The organism is Caballeronia sp. Sq4a, from assembly GCF_023170545.1.
Lineage (GTDB): Bacteria > Pseudomonadota > Gammaproteobacteria > Burkholderiales > Burkholderiaceae > Caballeronia.
This window is the reverse complement of sequence record NZ_CP084252.1, coordinates 352,163-369,561: the sequence shown is the minus strand read 5'-3', so window position 1 is coordinate 369,561 and position 17,399 is coordinate 352,163. Positions and strand designations below refer to the sequence as shown.

The 17,399-nt window shown below is 60.7% G+C and carries 16 protein-coding genes and 3 pseudogenes; 12 read left to right on the top strand and 7 right to left on the bottom strand.

The features are described from left to right. The first annotated feature begins 601 nt into the window (after window positions 1-601). The 12 genes and pseudogenes from LDZ24_RS21255 to LDZ24_RS21200 all read left to right on the top strand — a co-directional run bounded on the left by LDZ24_RS21255 (window position 602) and on the right by LDZ24_RS21200 (window position 11,919). Window positions 602-1,645: a glycosyltransferase family 4 protein gene (locus tag LDZ24_RS21255; RefSeq protein WP_248324078.1), complete on the top strand. Its 1,044-nt coding sequence runs from the start codon at window positions 602-604 to the stop codon at window positions 1,643-1,645. A 557-nt stretch (window positions 1,646-2,202) separates the two neighbouring features. After that, window positions 2,203-3,447: a glutathione-independent formaldehyde dehydrogenase gene (locus LDZ24_RS21250; RefSeq protein WP_248324077.1), complete on the top strand. Its 1,245-nt coding sequence runs from the start codon at window positions 2,203-2,205 to the stop codon at window positions 3,445-3,447. Between the two features lie 155 nt (window positions 3,448-3,602). Continuing rightward, complete coding sequence (locus LDZ24_RS21245; RefSeq protein ID WP_371747484.1) at window positions 3,603-4,178, top strand: type 1 glutamine amidotransferase domain-containing protein; 576 nt, start codon at window positions 3,603-3,605, stop codon at window positions 4,176-4,178. A gap of 379 nt (window positions 4,179-4,557) precedes the next feature. Continuing rightward, window positions 4,558-5,049, top strand: a complete 492-nt coding sequence (locus LDZ24_RS21240; RefSeq protein WP_248324076.1) for a phosphate-starvation-inducible PsiE family protein — start codon at window positions 4,558-4,560, stop codon at window positions 5,047-5,049. 346 nt (window positions 5,050-5,395) lie between these two features. After that, a complete protein-coding gene (locus LDZ24_RS21235; RefSeq protein WP_248324075.1) occupies window positions 5,396-5,782 on the top strand; it encodes a transposase in 387 nt (128 codons plus the stop codon). Beyond that, window positions 5,749-6,117 carry an IS66 family insertion sequence element accessory protein TnpB gene (tnpB, locus tag LDZ24_RS21230; RefSeq protein WP_248324074.1) on the top strand — a complete coding sequence of 123 codons (369 nt, stop codon included), beginning with the start codon at window positions 5,749-5,751 and terminating at the stop codon, window positions 6,115-6,117. Before LDZ24_RS21235 ends, tnpB (LDZ24_RS21230) begins: the two co-directional genes overlap by 34 nt. 65 nt (window positions 6,118-6,182) lie before the next feature. After that, window positions 6,183-7,756, top strand: a pseudogene (locus LDZ24_RS21225) (IS66 family transposase). 85 nt (window positions 7,757-7,841) lie between these two features. Then, window positions 7,842-8,366, top strand: a complete 525-nt coding sequence (locus tag LDZ24_RS21220) for a transposase (RefSeq protein WP_248320380.1) — start codon at window positions 7,842-7,844, stop codon at window positions 8,364-8,366. Beyond that, window positions 8,342-8,695, top strand: a complete 354-nt coding sequence (gene tnpB, locus LDZ24_RS21215; RefSeq protein WP_045463971.1) for an IS66 family insertion sequence element accessory protein TnpB — start codon at window positions 8,342-8,344, stop codon at window positions 8,693-8,695. The genes LDZ24_RS21220 and tnpB (LDZ24_RS21215) overlap by 25 nt, the downstream gene beginning before the upstream one ends. Window positions 8,696-8,725: 30 nt before the next feature. After that, a complete protein-coding gene (locus LDZ24_RS21210; RefSeq protein ID WP_248320381.1) occupies window positions 8,726-10,306 on the top strand; it encodes an IS66 family transposase in 1,581 nt (526 codons plus the stop codon). Between the two features lie 939 nt (window positions 10,307-11,245). Further along, window positions 11,246-11,473 carry a hypothetical protein gene (locus LDZ24_RS21205; protein WP_248324073.1) on the top strand — a complete coding sequence of 76 codons (228 nt, stop codon included), beginning with the start codon at window positions 11,246-11,248 and terminating at the stop codon, window positions 11,471-11,473. 209 nt (window positions 11,474-11,682) lie between these two features. Further along, on the top strand, window positions 11,683-11,919 hold the full coding sequence (locus LDZ24_RS21200; RefSeq protein WP_248324072.1) for a hypothetical protein: 237 nt from the start codon (window positions 11,683-11,685) through the stop codon (window positions 11,917-11,919). On the opposite strand, the pseudogene LDZ24_RS21195 reads toward LDZ24_RS21200, so the two are convergent. The 7 genes and pseudogenes from LDZ24_RS21195 to leuC all read right to left on the bottom strand — a co-directional run. After that, a pseudogene (locus LDZ24_RS21195) lies at window positions 11,894-12,196 on the bottom strand (transposase); the annotation flags it as partial. The gene LDZ24_RS21200 and the pseudogene LDZ24_RS21195 overlap by 26 nt on opposite strands. Beyond that, window positions 12,190-12,335 (bottom strand): annotated as a pseudogene (locus LDZ24_RS21190) (transposase); the annotation flags it as partial. The pseudogenes LDZ24_RS21190 and LDZ24_RS21195, both read right to left, overlap by 7 nt. An 82-nt stretch (window positions 12,336-12,417) precedes the next feature. After that, window positions 12,418-12,759, bottom strand: coding sequence for a DHCW motif cupin fold protein (locus LDZ24_RS21185; protein WP_248324071.1), 342 nt, complete (start codon window positions 12,757-12,759; stop codon window positions 12,418-12,420). A 140-nt stretch (window positions 12,760-12,899) separates the two neighbouring features. Next, window positions 12,900-13,685: a hypothetical protein gene (locus LDZ24_RS21180; RefSeq protein ID WP_248324241.1), complete on the bottom strand. Its 786-nt coding sequence runs from the start codon at window positions 13,683-13,685 to the stop codon at window positions 12,900-12,902. 244 nt (window positions 13,686-13,929) lie between these two features. Next, window positions 13,930-15,279, bottom strand: coding sequence for a dicarboxylate/amino acid:cation symporter (locus tag LDZ24_RS21175; protein WP_248324070.1), 1,350 nt, complete (start codon window positions 15,277-15,279; stop codon window positions 13,930-13,932). Window positions 15,280-15,365: 86 nt separating this feature from the next. After that, entirely contained in the window at window positions 15,366-15,980 is a 615-nt protein-coding gene (gene leuD, locus LDZ24_RS21170; RefSeq protein WP_248324069.1) for a 3-isopropylmalate dehydratase small subunit, read from the bottom strand. Then, window positions 15,977-17,395 carry a 3-isopropylmalate dehydratase large subunit gene (gene leuC, locus LDZ24_RS21165; RefSeq protein ID WP_248324068.1) on the bottom strand — a complete coding sequence of 473 codons (1,419 nt, stop codon included), beginning with the start codon at window positions 17,393-17,395 and terminating at the stop codon, window positions 15,977-15,979. The genes leuD and leuC overlap by 4 nt, the downstream gene beginning before the upstream one ends. Window positions 17,396-17,399 lie beyond the last annotated feature (4 nt).

The following is a 17,399-nucleotide window of genomic DNA, read 5'->3' as shown; positions in this document are numbered from 1 at the left end:
CCCCTCGTCTTGGGCTAAGTCATCGCGGTCGCGGTGACCTCTGAGACCGCGCGCTGCATCGGTGTCTATACCAAAGAAGAGCTTTCACGGGGTGATCTCAGTTCTTGCTGAGACGGCCCCAAGGGATGCCGCTACGCCCGCAGGCTATAGCCGGGTGGCGTGATTCTTCGTCCTAGACATGTACTGCTGAATGTGCTCGCCGATGCCGAAGAGTCCGAGCGGTCCGGTTCCCGCCAATCAATCGCGTTCGGACACGGGCCGCTCCCGTAAGCTTCGGAGCTCGCGCAGCTTCTCCCCGACCACCGCGATTCTCGTTGCGCCAGCACGGAAAGAACGCCCGCGATCAGTGCGAGCAGCGCTCGTCACTTTCGACAGATGTTTGGCACGCTAATAGCTGTCAGCTTTGGAGACACCGCCACGAAACCGCGGGTCATCCTCTGAACGTTCGTTAGTATTCCCACGTACATTTCACGCTACACCTCGCGCTGTTTGCAAACAGCGGGTCTCTTTTCGGGGACTTCTCGCGCGAGTGCCTGCGCGTTGTCGATGCCGTTAGCCGCCAATGGTTCCCTAGGCCGGGGCCGCCCTGGAGAAGAAACCTATGCGAATCGCGCAAATCGCACCGCTGCACGAAGCAGTTCCCCCGAAGTTGTATGGCGGCACTGAGCGCGTGGTGTCCTATCTGACGGATGCGCTCGTCGACCTTGGCCACGATGTAACCTTGTTTGCAAGCGGCGATTCGAAGACTCGTGCAACGCTCCATTCAGCGTGGCCGCGCGCGCTGCGGCTGGATCCGAACATCAGCGATCCGGTCGCCCCGCACATGGTGCTGCTTGAAACGGTTCGGCGGTGCGCACATGAATTCGACGTTCTCCACTTTCACCTTGAATACCTGTCTTTCCCTCTGTTCTCGCGGTTTGATACACCGTGCCTCACGACGCTGCACGGCCGTCTCGATCTGCCCGAACTGAAGCCGATCTTCGAGACGTTCCCGGACATGAGCATCGTTTCCATTTCAGACGACCAGCGCGTCCCCTTGCCGCAAGCAAACTGGCTGAAGACGGTCTATCACGGGCTGCCGGAAGACCTTCTCGCGCCGCAGCCGACCAGGAAACCCGACTATCTCGCGTTCCTCGGCCGCATCAGCCCACAAAAGCGTCCCGACCTCGCCATCCAAATCGCCGCCCAAAGCGGGATTCCAATTAAGATCGCGGCGAAGGTCGACACGGTCGATCAAGCGTATTTCGCGTCGACGATCGCCCCGCTACTGTCGCAGGCGGACGTCGAATTCATCGGCGAGATTGACCAGACCCAGAAGTCGAAATTTCTTTCGGGGGCGAAGGCGCTGTTATTCCCGATCGACTGGAACGAGCCGTTTGGCTTAGTGATGATCGAGGCAATGGCGTGCGGGACGCCGGTGATTGCGTTCAATCGGGGGGCGGTGCCGGAAGTGATAGATGATGGCGTGACTGGCTTCATCTGCGAAGACGTGCAAGGCGCGGTGACCGCACTTCATCGAATCGACGATCTGTCGCGCGCCCGGGTTCGCGCGCAATTCGAGCGCCGCTTTAGTGCAAAAGCGATGGCGCGGAACTACGTCGATGCGTACTCGTCGATGCTACAGGCCACGCGAGGCCTCCTGTGAAGGGCCACTGTTCCATAAAAGCGGGAAGGTCAACGGGCAATGTGCGTGCCGTCAAATACTGTTGCCTTCGCGGCAGGAGTGTCGAGGTAACGGCCGCTTCCGAGAGTCGATGAGACGGTCCACCTCGTTCCTGAAAAGCTAGGACAAAAGGCATGGCGGCGGGGGCGCTAGGGGGTGCCTCTGCTGCGAAGGTCGACGGAACGGCATGTTGCGCCAACCATGCACCAATACAGGAAGAAGTCTGTTCAACCGTGCCGCTGGCACGAGGATAGCTGCCCAATCCCGAAGGCCACCGAAACAATAAGCCACATATATCTCGTTATGCGTTTAGTTATCCTATTCGTGGTTCCGAGGCTGACAGCATGGCCGGAGTCTGTTTATGTGCTCGACCAGAATGGATGTGATCGGTGCGGACGATGCGACGCAGCGCCAAAGACAAAATGCAGATAGTGGAAACCGACCATTTCACAGGTGCGCCTGCCGGCTTGTCGACGCCGTAGCCGCCAGCTATTTCTCGGCTTGGGTTCTTTGCAGTCGCCTTTTTCAGGAAGCTAATCATGAAAGCGGTTGTATATCGCGGTCCTCGTCAGGTCGCAGTTGAGAATGTTCCGGATCCCGCGATCGAGCGCCCCACCGATGCCATCGTCAAAATCACCAGCACCAACATCTGCGGATCCGACCTGCACATGTACGAAGGTCGAACGGACTTCGAGCAAGGTCGCATCTTCGGTCACGAGAATCTCGGCGTGGTTGTGGAGGTCGGACCTGCCGTGGAGCGGCTCAAGCCCGGGGACTGGGTATGTCTACCCTTCAATATAAGCTGCGGTCATTGTAAGAACTGCGAGCGCGGCCTCACTGCGTTTTGCCTGAACGCCAACCAGCCCGGAATCGCCGGCGGCGCGTTTGGCTTCGCGGACATGGGACCGTGGCCGGGCGGCCAGGCCGAATTTCTTCGGGTACCTTGGGCGGACTTCATGGCCTTGAAGCTACCGCCGGACGCAGAGCAGAAGCAGACCGACTACGTAATGTGCGCCGACATTTTCCCGACCGGTTGGCACGCCACAGAACTGGCCGGTATGAAGCCCGGCGACGCCGTCGTGATCTACGGCTCCGGACCGGTGGGTCTAATGGCCGCGCACTCGGCCATGATCAAGGGAGCCTGCAGCGTCATGGTCGTCGACTGCCACCCCGACCGGCTCAAGCTTGCTGACTCCATTGGCGCAACTGCAATCGATTATTCGAAAGAAGACCCGGTTCAGCGTGTCATGGACCTGACGCACGGAGTAGGTGCGGACGTGGGTTGCGAATGCGTCGGCTACCAGTGCCACGATCCGTCCCCGCACCGCCATGAAAACCCACATCTGACGATGAACAATCTCGTGTCGTCGGTCAAGTTCACGGGCGGCATTGGCGTGGTCGGCGTGTTCGTGCCGGAAGACCCAGGCGCCGGGGACGAACTAGCAAAGCAGGGAAAGCTCGCGTTCGATTGGGGCAAGTGCTGGTTCAAAGGTCAGCACATCGCCACGGGCCAGTGCAACGTCAAGGCATACAACCGGCAGTTGCGTGACCTGATCCACGCGGGCCGTGCCAACCCCTCGTTCATTGTCTCGCACGAGTTGAAACTCGACGAGGCGCCTGACGCCTATCAACACTTCGACGTGCGCGAACATGGCTGGACCAAGGTTGTCTTGCACCCTGGAGTTCAGCGAGGTAACGCGGCGACTTCGCAATTACCATCGCGAACCGGCCAGTTGAATCAGGGTGCCGCAAAGCACCGTGCAAGTTCGCGTAGCGGGCGGTAACGCATCCAACGGAGCGGATCATTCGGCCCCTGCGACCTGCGAGCCAATGCATCTTGCCGACCGGCTCGCACGGCGCGATCACGGCTGCAGTGAGGGCCAGACGTTAGCCGCAGACAAACGGTATTCCAAGCGAATCTGATCCAGGAGATCGAAACATGATGACTGAAACTCTTAAGGGACTAAAGGTTGCGATCTTAGTCGAGGAAGGATTTGAGCAAGTCGAGTTGGTCGAGCCCCGCAAGGCGCTTGACGCAGCCGGCGCGGAGACGTGCATCGTCTCGCCCAAGAATGCGCACGTACGCGCTTGGAACTTCACGGAATGGGGAGACGAGTTCCCGGTCGACGTCGCCCTTGACCATGCTCAGCCGAAAGATTTCGACGCGCTTCTCCTGCCGGGCGGCGTCTTGAACCCGGATACGCTCCGGGCGGAGGCGAAGGCGGTGGCTTTCGCGAAGGCGTTTTTCGATGACGGCAAGCCCGTGGCATCTATCTGCCACGGCCCGTGGACCATCATCGAGACCGGCGCGGCGCACGGCCGGCGCATGACCTCGTGGCCGTCGCTGAAAACCGACCTAAAGAATGCGGGAGCGGACTGGGTGGATCAGGCAGTGGTCGTCGATCAAAATCTCGTCACGAGCCGCAAGCCCGACGATATTCCCGCATTCAACCCGGAAATGCTCGAGCTGTTCAGCACCGCACGCGGGCGGCGGGATGCGTTATCTCGACGTTGATTTCCTCCGGCACCGTTTGGGCGTTCGCCCGTCTATCGTCCAACGTCTGTTTTGAAAGGGCCACGTGAACGACAATACGCGAACGGCGGCAACTGGCCCGGGACCGGCGGCCGCCGCGAATGCATCAAACCGCTCAGCCGACGGTCGATCCACGCGAATTCATGGCCGGTTCAATGATGGACGGTCGTCCGTCCAATCGGATCGACTAGCCTCTATTCGACCTGGCGCGGACGGCGGTCCGGCCCCAGTGGGACCCGTTTAGCGACCGGCCCTCTAATACGTCTGCAGCTACGTGAGCGATAACCGTCGAGCTTCATTAATCAGTGTTTTCCATAGAGCGACCTTTCACCCATCCGTGAGCAAGCCAACCCAAGTTCGCATGAAGTTCGACGAGTTTCGGCTGCAATGGCGCGTGCTGACGTTCTACGAGCGCTTCGAGCAGATCATCGCCCATGTCTTGAGCGTCGTGATCTCGGTGATCATCGTCGTATCGCTGTGGCAGTTGATTCGGGCGGTGATCGCGCTATCGCTGTCGGGGGCGCTCGATCCGCTCGACCATGCGATTTTTCAGGCGGTCTTCGGGATGGTGATGACGTTGTTGATCGCGATGGAATTCAAGCATTCGATCACCCGGGTCATGTCGAGACGCGACCACATCGTCCAGGTCAAGACAGTGATTCTTGTCGCGATGTTGGCAATAGCGCGGAAGTTCATCATCCTTGACCCCGCGACGGACCCCGCGCGCATTGCCGCCCTCGCGGCGGCGTTGATCGCGCTAGGGGGCGTCTATTGGTTAATGCGGCAACGAGACGACCCCGTCGATGCGGCGATTGCCGAGTGTGCCTCGCGCGACCGTGAGAAGCCCGATTAATCTACTCCGAACGTCCAAGCCGGCCCCCGGCGCGACGACGGCGTCACGCTTTCGCCGGCCGAATCCCAGAGCGTCGATCCGTCGCAACTTGCGGCGCTGAAAACTTTCCTCGTCGACTGGCAGGACGTCGCCACGCTCTCATCGCGCTGAGTGAACCCCACCTAACCAAAAACCCGTAATAGACGGAATGATGCACAACGCCCACACGGCCAACCGCATTGGGCCCGCGCCCGAGCGGACCTTTATCGGCAGCCACAAGTACCCACGTAAGCGGCTGGCCAACTCACCTTGATTGTCGGCGAAGCGCTTGGGAGTATCGTGTCCACTAAAGCGAATAAGCGGACACGTGAACACTATCGAAGAAGAGGCGTTGCCGACCCGTCGCCGTCGTCGGCGCTACACCGAAGACTTCAAGGCACGCGTTGTTGCCGCTTGCCAGGGTACCGGCGTGTCGGTGTCGGCGGTCGCGCTGGAACATCGGCTCAACGCGAACTTACTGCGCCGCTGGCTTGATCAGGCAGAAGGCAGACTTCCGAAGCGGTTGGCTGAACGCCCGGTAGAAGCTCAATCGACGCCACTACCAGCGTTCGTGCCCGTTGCCGTGGGGGCAAAGGAGGTAGGCTCGACGGAGATCCGTGTCGAAGTTCGCCGGGGCAATCAGTCGATAACAGTGAGCTGGCCGGTCTCCGAAGCCGCGCAATGCGCGACATGGTTGCGCGAGTGGCTGCGGTGATTCGTGTCGACAAGATCTGGTTAGCAGTTGATCCGCTGGACATGCGGGCCGGCTTCGACACGGCGTTGGGGCGCGTGGTGAAGGTGTTCGGCGCCGCGCATCCGCACCACGCTTATCTGTTCACCAACCGCCGCGCCAACCGACTGAAGGTCCTGGTCCACGACGGCATCGGCATCTGGTTGGCAGCCCGGCGGCTGAATCAGGGGCAGTTCGTCTGGCCTCACGCTGGCATCGAACCCAAGCAGCAGGTGCTCACGCACGAACAATTGGCGGGCTTGGTGCTGGGGCTGCCGTGGCAACGCATCGGCCAGGATGGCGTGATCCGCATCATCTGACGCGTCGGCGGTGACGTATACAGTTCTCCTTCTCGCGTATGCGGGGTTCTGGCAGACTGGTCTGCATGAACCCGCCGGCCGACCTCGACGACCTCAGTCCAGAGCAGTTGCGTGCCCTTGCCACGCAACTGCTCGCTGAGGTCCGCGCGAAGGATCAAGAGGTGACGGAGAAACGCAGAGAAGTCGATGCGTTGGAACGGGAGCTGCATTACCGGCAAACCCGCATCGACCAACTGACTCACGAGATCTCCGTGCTCAGGCGCCAGCAGTTTGGCCGTCGCCGCGAGCAGCTCAACAACGAGCAATGAGCCTGCTTGACGAGGCGATAGATGGCGACCTGGCCGCTATCGAGATAGAGCTCGAAGAGCTTGAGCCCGCACGCAAGCGCCGACACGAGCAGCCGAAACGCGCACCCTTACCGCCGCACTTGCCGCGTGTCGACGTCCGTCATGAACCGCACAACACGGTGTGCCAGTGCGGATGCGAACGTGTTCGTATCGGCGAAGACATCAGCGAGAAGCTGGATTACGCACCGGGCGTGTTTACGGTGGAGCGGCACATTCGCGGCAAATGGGTTTGTCGTAACTGTGAGACGCTGATCCAGGCACCCGTACCCTCGCACGTCATCGATAAGGGGATCCCAACCACCGGACTTCTGGCATCGGTCCTCGTCAACAAATTCGCAGATCACCTGCCCCTATATCGCCAGGAGCAGATCTTTGCGCGTGCGGGCCTGGCGATACCGAGATCTACGCTAGGCGCGTGGGTGGGCATCTGCGGTGCGCAGTTGCAGCCATTGGTCGATGCCCTCCGTCGAGAGATCTTGAAGGAAGGCGTGTTGCACGCGGACGAGACCCCGGTGCAAATGCTCAGCCCCGGTAAGGGGAAGACCCATCGGGCTTATCTGTGGGCGTATACGCCTACGCAGTTCAGCAACCTTCGCGCGGTGGTGTACGACTTCGCCGGCAGCCGAGCCGGCGAGCATGCCCGCACCTTCTTGACCCGCTGGCACGGCAAGCTAGTATGTGACGACTACGGCGGTTACAAGGCCTCCTTCCTTCAGGGCGTCACCGAGATCGGCTGCACAGCTCACGCGAGGCGCAAATTCTTCGAGCTGCACGCCAATCACAGCAGCCAGCTCGCTGGGCAAGCGCTACCATTCTTCACTGAGCTCTATGCCATCGAGCGGGATGCCGCGAATCTCGATGCTGATGCCCGCCACCGGCTTCGACAGAGCCGGGCCAAGCCAGTAAGCGACGCGCTTTACGAGTGGTTGGCTAAGCAGCGCAAACTCGTATCCGACGGCTCCGCCATTGCTAGGGCTTTGGATTACAGCCTAAAGCGCTGGCAAGCGCTCACGCGTTATCTCGAAGACGGGCATGTACCAATCGACAACAATTGGGTCGAAAATCAGATACGTCCATGGGCCATCGGCAGGTCCAACTGGTTGTTCGCAGGGTCGCTGCGCGCTGGCCAACGCGCCGCTGCGATCATGAGCCTCCTCCGATCGGCGCAACTCAACGGGCACGAACCTCATGCATATCTCAAGGACATCCTGACCCGCCTCCCGGCCCACAAAGCAAGCGACATCGCAACTTTGCTGCCGCATAACTGGCAGCCTCTCGCGCCTGTCGAGTAATCGTAAGCGGTCCATCTTCGACGTCTGGCAGTGAGCGACAGTAGCGAGGACCATAGGTGTCCACCTATCTTGGAGGTGGACACCTATGACTGGCATGGACTCAGAGTTGGCAGTAGTGCGTCGCAGCAGCGATGGCCGTCGCCGCTATGACGAAAAAAGTAAACGCGCCTTGATTGAAGCAGCACTTCGTCCCGGAGTATCAGTCGCCGGTCTGGCTCAGCAGCACGGCATCAACGCCAATCTGCTGCGCAAGTGGATCGCGAAGTACCTGGTGGAGCGCGAGAATGGCATTTCGCCAGCGTCGCAGCATAATGGCAACGACGAATACAACCCGCCTCAGCCCGACAAGTCGATTAATGACGTGGCCGTCGATCTGCCAGGGTCGCACCAACCCGTCCCGGTCGCGGTAAAGCCGTCTGCGTTCGTGTCGGTCGTTTCAGCGTCGCCGACACAACCGTCCACACCGCCATCGATGACACTTGCCTTGCATGTGCGTCTGTCGAACGGCGTCGAGCTTGAACTTGGCGGGGCAATCGCGACCATCGACGAATTGACGACCATGGTTCAGATTCTGGGGAGGATGCCGTGTTCCGGTTCGACGACGATCTGAAGGTCTATCTGCACCGCGATCCCGTTGATTTCCGCTACGGCATGAATAGCCTGTCGATTCTCGTCGAGCAGTCGATGCGCCTGAATCCGATGGACACTTCCCTATACATCTTCGGAAACCGGCGTCGCGATCGGATAAAAATCCTTGGCTGGGATGGCAGTGGTTTCTGGCTTCTCATAAAGCGATTGGAGAGAAGCCACTTCATCTGGCCCGACAACAAGGCTGAGATCGTGACGATGACCACCAACGTGCTGCACGCGCTACTCGACGGCGATGACATCACCGCGATTCGACGGCATCCCAAGCAGGAATATCATCGCGTGAGCTGAACAGTGAGGCGGCGTGCAGGTCTAACCGCCATGCCGATCAACGTCACGATCACCGCCGAGGAACTGAAGGCGTTGCTTGCCGAGCGCGATGCTGCACGTGCATTGCGAGAGCAACAGGAGGCATTACGCGGCGCCTTGCGGCTCGTGACGGCCGAGCGCGATCTCGCTGAGGAGCGCCTTCGAGCCTATCGTCGCGAACTGTTCGGCGCGAAGAGTGAAGCACGAGATTCTGATCAACCTAGCTTGTTCAACGAAGCCGAGACGCTCGGCGCGAACAGCGCGCCCGCGCAGGAAGACACGCCGGAGACGACGGTCGCCGCGCACAAGCGCAAGAAGCGCGGTCATCGCAAGCCGCTTGATCCGAATCTGCCGCGCGAGGTCGTGCGACACGAACTGCCCGAAGCCGAACGCTTCTGCACGAACGATGGGCACGCGCTCGTCGAGATAGGCGCGGAGATCAGTGAGCAGCTCGATGTGATCCCCGAGCAGCTTCGGGTGATCCAACACCAGCGCATCAAATATGCGTGCCCATGCTGTGACCTCGGCATCAAGGTCACGCCGGCGCCGCCGCGCATCATCGCGCGCGGACTGTTCAGCGAATCAGCGCTTGCATGGATCGCCACCGGCAAGTATCAGTTCGGCATGCCGCTGTATCGTCAGGCTGGTTTGCTGTGTCGCTTCGGCGGTGACATCTCGTCGAACACGATCGCCGCCAGCATGGTTCGCGTTGGCCTCGCGACCCAGCCCGTGATCAACTTGATGCGCGATGCGTTGCTCGAGGCAGAGCTGATCTACTGCGACGAAACAACGTTCCAGGTACTGAAAGAGAAAGGGAGAAAACCACAAACGAAGAGCTACCTCTGGGCGCAGATGACCGGCTCGGGCGTCCCTATCCGCTGCTTCAGCTATACACCTGGACGCGGCGCCAAGCTGGCCGACAAGCTGTTCACGGGCATCCGCAAGGGCGCCGTTCTAGTAACTGACGGCTACGAGCCCTACAACGACATCGCTCAACGCTACGACCTCGTGCACCTCGGATGTTGGGCGCACCTGAGGCGGTACTTCATCAAAGCGGAGGACAACGTGCCCAAAGTCGCCCGTTCGCCCGATCTGCTCGCGACACGCTTCATCACGCTGATCGGCAAGCTGTTCGCTGCAGAGGCCCGCTCTAAGAAATGGAAGCCTGAGCGACGACAGCGATTGCGACGGCGATACAGCACGCGCATCCTCGACGCCATCTACGCCTTGGCGCTCGCGCAGTCGCCCGGCATCGTGCCAAAAAGTCTGCTTGGAAAGGCACTGACCTATCTACGCGAGCAGTGGCCGAAGCTGATCCGCTATGTCGAGAACGGCAGTTGGCCTATCTCGAACAACCCTTGTGAGAACGCGATTCGCCCCTTCGTCGTTGGGCGCCGTTCATGGCTTTTTAGCGACACGGTTGCAGGGGCAAACGCTAGTGCAAACCTCTACAGCCTCATCGAAACGTGCAAAGCCGGCGGCATCGATCCTTATCGTTACCTCCACTGGTTATTCCAGCGCCTTCCGCTGGCGAAGACCGTCGACGACTACGACGCGCTGCTTCCCTGGAAGATGCCCGCAGATCTCCGCTGACCCACTTCGCTATCACGTATCACGGCGCTCTACCACCTTACTCTGAGCGGCGTCGTTCGTGGATCGCTTACGAGTAATCCATCGTTCGTCAAGACGGGTTCGCTGGCCGCTTACGTACCCACGCGCGTGGGAGCAGGTCGACGAGCTCGGCGCCTAACGCGGTCGTAACGGCATCCCCGACTGGCCGAAGCCGCAGTTCGAATCAACCGTTGCCCGAAAAAGCGATAGTCCACGCCGGAATAACGCTTGCTCAATCACAGGTATCACGAGAAGGTGCAAACCTCGGGCATCTACGAGATCGTGAAGGAAGGCGATGGCGAGCCTAGCTTTCGAAGCGACGTGCGTCGGGGGCGAGCGTTTGCCGCCGATCCGAAGCGGCAGAGCCGCTCATTACGAACTCGTTCCCACGGCCAAGCGCTCGCAAAGCGCAGCGAGCTAGGCAGCGGCGACTAAGCGAGTGGCGTGACGGTTTATCCGACAAGGTGTTAGCGCCGATGTAAAAATGACCCCCTCGGATCGACCCCGTTCAAGTTGGAGTGTATCTGGAACGGAAAGGTATATTCGGGCGGAGCCTTCATCTGTACTCCGTCAGGCAAGTTCATGTGCAGCAAAGGCTCTTGGTGGCCGGCCGGAACCTGCTAAACCGCCCCCGCGCCGGCAATGATGCTCGCTTCACGCTCTGTACGAGAGCGGCTCGACGGCCGGTTATTGGCGCGTGCGGCAAGTGCCCCTTTCGCACGTAGCTTCTCGACTATTTGCGTCGCGGCAAGCGGCCACCCGCCGTCGGCGGATGGTCACCACGATACGGTTCAGATTCCTCCGCTTCGAGCAGCACGGGAAGCCATGTTTCTGTACTCGCTTCGTTGATCTGCGCTGCGCATCCACCCTTTAGCTCGGCATGTGCAATGCTGCGGTAGAGGACCACGGTGGGTGGAAACCATGAACAAGGACGAGGATCAGGTGTACGCCGAGCGTCTTGCAACCATCGAGGCAAGGGTTAGAGCGACGCTCAGGTGCATTGCGGAGCAAGAGTGTCGTTTGGCGGACGGCAGAATCGCGGATCGCGAATTGGCGCAACATGTATTGGCGTCTTTCACGACGTATCTGCGCTCGCTGGAGCATTTGCGGGTTCTGACCGTGGAAATCCACGCTGATGCAGGACCTTGAATTGGGCCGAGCTTACCACTGCAATCAATCGGCATGCCATCTAGACCGATGGTACGTTTAACCTTAGCCCATGTCCCTGTTGGTCTTATCCGCGTGGCAGCCCGCTTGCGACGAGCGCCCAGGCCTCGCGTCGCCGACCTTTGAAAGTCTGCTGCATCCCCAACGCCGTAAAATCAAGTTGTGTTGCCCCGTGCCGAGCACGAACGATCATGAGGACGCGCGTGCGGTCCTTCTTCGTAGTTCTGGCGGCGCTGCTCGTCGCCGTTGGGGTGCTATTCACTGCGTTGCCGCGCGGTGCGTTGCCGGATACGCGGATCGTCAGCGTGGCCCAGATGGAACGCGCGCCTTCGACCGTGTTCGATTTTGTCACGATACCGGTTCATTGGCCCCCCTTTGCATCCATCGTCCTTGAAGGCCAGTTCAAAAAGACCGCTCCGTTCGGCTGAAGATATCCCAGCAGACGAGCGCGCAGGCCAGTTTTAAGAATGCCTCGTGAATGTCGCAGCGGCGTTCGAAGCGAGTACGAAGGCGACGGAAACCATGGAGCCACGAATGAGTTCGTTCGACGACCCAACGGAATTTCCCGAGACCGCTGCCGTGCTCGGTCCGACGCCTAGCGATAACCGGTCGGATGCCGCGCTCGCGAAGTCGGCGGCGATGGGCCTCGGAATCGTAACCACGGTCGGCGTAGATAACCTTGGGCTTACGAAACGGTCGGCCGCGCGTTTAACCCAGTTGCGCAGCGTCTGGTCCGACACGCCCAACTCCCGGGACACCACGGCAATGCCCTGGCCATCCTTCACCCGCTGGACGGCAGCCGCCTGAACTCCGCCGTGTACGATTGCTTCGGTACTTTGAACATCCCTGTTTCCTTCCTTTCCGTCGAGTTTATACACGACCAGATGGAAGGCGAAATTACATGGGAAGCTCAAACAAGGGGCGGGTCAGTCAACAATAAAAAGCTTCGCACCCGTCTTGGTGTAAGACTGATGCGGCTCTGCGTTGTCGCCAACTTGATAGCTCATCCCGGCAGTTAAAACGAACTTCCGTCCGTCTTCGAGGGTCGTTTCAAGCTCGCCTTCCATGCAAAAGAGAACATGTCCTTTCTGGCACCAATGGTCCGCGAGGTAGCCCGGGGTGTATTCCACCATCCGTACACGGATTTGATTAGGACTCTCGCCAAAAAAACGTGTGCGCCAATACGCTGCGCCTGTCTCGCCTTTGTATTCTGTCCGTTCCACTTCGGCCCAGTTTGTGGTGCCAAACGCAAACGCGTCCATTTTCATGCTGCCGCTCCCTAAAGTGATGTTGCTAAGCGATTGCTGAGAAAATTGTCAGCGATCTTTAAGGCTATGTCGAGCGTCTGAAGGTGGCCGGTGCCCGCCTCCTTGATCCGCCACGCTCAACTGGCGCGGGATGCAATGTGTCATTCAGCGGCAACGACGACTGACGCCCGTTCTTGCCTCGCTGCAATGCGCCTCGTGCACCATTGAACAATCATCGCGAGCAACGCCGCTTCGAGGAATGCCACGATGGGTCGTTGGAAGGGAAGCGCGAACGTCAGAACAAGACAAAACGCGGCGAATGAGGAACGCACTAGCACGATACCTCGCAATAGCGAAATCACGAAAGCCGGACCGTACGCGCGATGGGACGAAACGGAAAGGATGATCCCGAGCAGCGGGAAGACCGCAAGCAACCCGCTCCACGTTGGGCCGACCCAGGCCGACACCGATGTGACAGACAAAGTCAGAAGAGCCCCGGCGGTCATTCTGCCGAGCAGATCGAACCGAGAAAGAGGCGCACCGGCCGTAACGGCCGAAGTCCTCGGCAAGAACGACTGCCCACAGCAAACTGCTGTGACTGCATCGATCGAGGCCCAGAAAGGCGAGGTCGGCAGGAGCGAGAGACCGCATGCGGACAGGAACCAGACGACGAGGCCTGCAATTAACGCGATTGGCCAACTGCGCGATCGGCACGTCCAAGCATAAGCGAAATTGAACGCCTCGGACGCTAGGATTGCCGCCAGCGATAAGTTGGCCGCGCGGGCTCCGAAGGCAGGCCCGTGGGAAAGCGTTAAGAGGTACAAAATCGGCCCAGCAACAACCGGCAATCCAGCCAACCAGCCAGCGACCGACGGTCCCCACCACTTCCCTGACATCGAAACGACAAGCAGAAACAGCGGGACCAGCGTCAGCTTGAGCGCGAGCATCATGATCTCAAGGCACTTAAAGCCGCATTCTAACGTGTGGCGGGGTCGCGAAAGCAGGCGAACGCCGCGATTACCCAGACCGCTTTCGCTTGCCGACCCCGAGTTGCCTTCCGACCAGATCCGCATTGAGTGGCGGGTATCGAACAGGGAGCCGACCTTTGAATGGCGACGCGCCGCAACCGACGAATGTCCCTTCATGGCCGCGTGCCGCCCGATGCGGTCGGCCCTAGCCGACCCGAAGCGATCACCGGATCAAATCATCCCTAAAAGGCCGTTCGCGATCAATAGCGGCCGTTTCACGCATGTCCGGGGGCCGCGAATCGCTTCGGACCTGCTCCTCATTGCTCAACGCGATCGCGAGCTTCAATCGATCGAGCCCGCCTTCCCACGCCGATACCACGATCGTCGCCACGCCATTGCCCACGATATTCGTCAGCGCACGGCATTCGGACATGAAGCGATCGATGCCGAGAATCAGCACCATCGCGCTGACGGGAACGGTCGGCACGACTGACAGGCTTGCGGCGAGCGTCATGAAGCCGGCGCCCGTGACGCCCGTCGATCCCTTCGATGTCAGCATCGTGACGAACAAGAGCGTCATCTCCTGCGCGAACGACAAGTGCGTGTTGGTCGCCTGTGCGAGAAACAGCACGGCGAGCGTCATGTAGATGTTGGTGCCGTCTAGATTGAACGAGTAGCCGGTCGGCACCACGAGTCCCACGACGCCGCGCGGACAGCCGAGGCGTTCGAGCTTGTTCATCAGTTGCGGCAAGGCCGCTTCCGACGTCGATGTGCCGAGCACGATCAGCAATTCGTCGCGAATATACGCGAGGAAGCGCCAGAGACTGAACCCGCACAGACGCGCGACGATGCCGAGCACCACAGCCACGAACAGAAACGCGGTGACATAGAACGCGCCGATGAGCTTGAGCATCGGCAGCAGCGAGACGATGCCGTAGCGGCCTATAGTGAAGGCCATGGCTCCGAAGGCGCCGATCGGCGCGACACTCGTCACCATCCGCACGATGCGGAAAAACGCTTTGGACAAGGTCTCGATCGAACGCGTGACGGGCGCGGCGGGTTCACCCATCAGCGCGAGTGCCGTGCCGAACAGCATCGCGATCAGCAGCACGGGCAGGATGTCGCCCTGAACCAGCGCGCCCACGAACGTGTCAGGTATCACATGCGCGATGAATCCGGCGATGCCGTCGCCATGCGCCGCCTGAGCCGCATAGCCCGACACGGCGCGTGCATCGAGCGTCGACGGATCGACATTGAAGCCCTTGCCCGGCGCAAGCACATGCGCGGCCAGTAAGCCGATCGCGAGCGCGAGCGTGGATGCCGCTTCAAAATATAGCAGCGCCTTGCCCCCGACGCGCCCGACCTTCTTCATGTCCTGCATGCCCGCGATGCCGGTCACGACCGTGCAGAAGATCACCGGCCCGATGATCATCCGTACGAGCTTGATAAACAGGTCGCCGAGCGGCTTCAACGCGACCGCGGCTTGCGGCGCGAAATGGCCGAGCAGCACGCCCGCGACGATCGCCGTGAGCACTTGCACATAGAGAATCGTGTAGAACGGTTTGCGTTTCATGTGTCTCCTCCTTTTTCGAGGCAAAGCAATGCCCTTCCCTTCTTCGGGCGGAAGGGATTCGGACTCGTTGATACGGGAAGGGGTGCTTACATCACGTGCGCCCAAGGATGTCGCACGGAGTGCAGCCGTTCGAATGCTTCGATGGCGGCGAGAGAGTCGAGCGTCAGATCGACGGTATCCATGCCTTCCATCACCATGCGCTTGTGACGCGCGCCGATCGGATACGCGTGCCGCTCGCCCGACGCCGACGTTACCGTCTGCGCTTCGAGATCGATCGAGATCTCGGCGCCCGGCGATTCGGTCGCCTCGCGTATCAGCGCGTCGATCGCGTCGCGTTCGAGTTGCACGAGCAGCAGGCGGTTGTTCATCGCGTTCGAATAGAAGATTTCGGCGAAGCTCGGCGCGATCACCGCCTCGAAGCCGTATCGCTGCAAACCCCACACCGCATGTTCGCGGCTCGATCCGCAGCCGAAGTTCGCGCCACCAATCAGGATGCACGCGTCCCCGTAAGCGCCTTGGTTCAGCACGCAATCCGCACGCGGCGCACCGCGCTCGTCGAAGCGCAGGTCATACAACAGACCATCGGCGAGACCCGCTTTGTCGATGATGCGCAGGAACTGCTTGGGCATGATCTGATCGGTGTCGAGATTGTCGATTGGCAACGGCGCGGCGCTGCCTCGAATGGTCGTGAGTCGGGTCATGATGCGTGTACCTCCAGCGTGCGGACATCGGTGATGCAGCCGGTCATTGCCGACGCAGCCGCCATCGCCGGACTCATCAGATGCGTGCGGCCGCCGCGTCCCTGCCGGCCTTCGAAATTGCGGTTGGTGGTGGACGCACAGCGCTCTCCGGCGGCGAGCACGTCGTCGTTCATCGCGAGGCACATCGAGCAACCCGGCTCGCGCCATTCGAAGCCCGCGTCGATCAGCGTCTGCGCGATGCCTTCGCGTTCAGCCTCGCGGCGCACGCTGCCCGATCCCGGCACGACCATCGCGCGCACGCCCGCCGCGACGCGCCTGCCGCGCACGATCGCAGCCACCGTGCGCAAATCCTCGAGGCGCCCGTTGGTGCACGAGCCGATGAACACGCGGTCGATGCGCGTGCCGGCAATCGGCCGATTGGCCACGAGTCCCATGTAGTCGAGCGCGCGGCGCAGCGATGCGGCGGCTTCGGGCGTCGCTTGCGCGGCTTCGTCGGGAATCGGCTGATCGATGGCGACGGCCTGATCGGGACTCGTGCCCCACGTGACGAACGGCGCGATGTTGCGCGCATCGAAGCGATGCTCGGCGTCGAAGCGAGCATCTGCATCGGAATGCAGGTCGCGCCAGTCTTCGAGCGCGGCTTGCCATGCCGTGTCGACGAGTGAGGGCGTGTGGGCGCGCACGTAGTCGAACGTGGTCGCGTCCGGCGAGATCAGCGCGGCGCGCGCGCCAGCCTCGACGGTCATGTTGCACAAGGTCATCCGCGCCTCGGCCGACATCAATGCGATCGTCGAACCGGCGAATTCCACGGCATAACCGCGCGCGCCTTGTGCGCCGATTTTGCTGATGATCCAGATGACGAGATCCTTCGACGATGTGCCGTACGGCAGCTCGCCATCGATCGTGATGCGCATGGTGCGCGCGAGCCGGTACACGAGCGTTTGCGTCGCGAGCACGTGCTCGACTTCCGACGTGCCGATGCCGAAGCCCAACGCGCCGAGCGCGCCATACGTCGTCGTGTGGCTGTCGCCGCACAAGACGACCATGCCGGGGCGAATCAGTCCGAGCTCGGGCGCGACGATATGCTCGATCCCTTGCAGCGGATCATTCGCGGCGAAGAGCTGGATGCCGGCGCGTTCGCAGTTGCGCTTTAGGTTCTGCGCCTGCAACAGCGATGCTGCATCGCGAATCACACGGGGCGACTCCGCGTGCGTCGGAATGATGTGGCTCACGACGGCGAGTTGCTGCCGCGGACGGCGCACTGCGCGGCCGCGTGCATCGAGTGAGCTGAACGCCTGCGGGCTGGTGTATTCGTTCATCAGATGCAGATCGGCGTACAGCAGCACGTTTTGTTCGTCGATACGCATCACCGTGTGGGAATCGACGAGCTTCTGGTAAAGGGTTTGGTTGTACATCGGA

Coding starts and splice junctions, on each gene's coding strand:
- LDZ24_RS21255 (WP_248324078.1), top strand. CDS start 602: ATGCGAATCGCGCAAATCGCACCGCTGCACGAAGCAGTTCCCCCGAAG.
- LDZ24_RS21250 (WP_248324077.1), top strand. CDS start 2,203: ATGAAAGCGGTTGTATATCGCGGTCCTCGTCAGGTCGCAGTTGAGAAT.
- LDZ24_RS21245 (WP_371747484.1), top strand. CDS start 3,603: ATGATGACTGAAACTCTTAAGGGACTAAAGGTTGCGATCTTAGTCGAG.
- LDZ24_RS21240 (WP_248324076.1), top strand. CDS start 4,558: ATGAAGTTCGACGAGTTTCGGCTGCAATGGCGCGTGCTGACGTTCTAC.
- tnpB (WP_248324074.1), top strand. CDS start 5,749: ATGCGCGACATGGTTGCGCGAGTGGCTGCGGTGATTCGTGTCGACAAG.
- LDZ24_RS21220 (WP_248320380.1), top strand. CDS start 7,842: ATGACTGGCATGGACTCAGAGTTGGCAGTAGTGCGTCGCAGCAGCGAT.
- LDZ24_RS21210 (WP_248320381.1), top strand. CDS start 8,726: ATGCCGATCAACGTCACGATCACCGCCGAGGAACTGAAGGCGTTGCTT.
- LDZ24_RS21205 (WP_248324073.1), top strand. CDS start 11,246: ATGAACAAGGACGAGGATCAGGTGTACGCCGAGCGTCTTGCAACCATC.
- LDZ24_RS21200 (WP_248324072.1), top strand. CDS start 11,683: ATGAGGACGCGCGTGCGGTCCTTCTTCGTAGTTCTGGCGGCGCTGCTC.
- LDZ24_RS21185 (WP_248324071.1), bottom strand. CDS start 12,759: ATGAAAATGGACGCGTTTGCGTTTGGCACCACAAACTGGGCCGAAGTG.
- LDZ24_RS21180 (WP_248324241.1), bottom strand. CDS start 13,685: ATGCTCGCGCTCAAGCTGACGCTGGTCCCGCTGTTTCTGCTTGTCGTT.
- LDZ24_RS21175 (WP_248324070.1), bottom strand. CDS start 15,279: ATGAAACGCAAACCGTTCTACACGATTCTCTATGTGCAAGTGCTCACG.
- leuD (WP_248324069.1), bottom strand. CDS start 15,980: ATGACCCGACTCACGACCATTCGAGGCAGCGCCGCGCCGTTGCCAATC.
- leuC (WP_248324068.1), bottom strand. CDS start 17,395: ATGTACAACCAAACCCTTTACCAGAAGCTCGTCGATTCCCACACGGTG.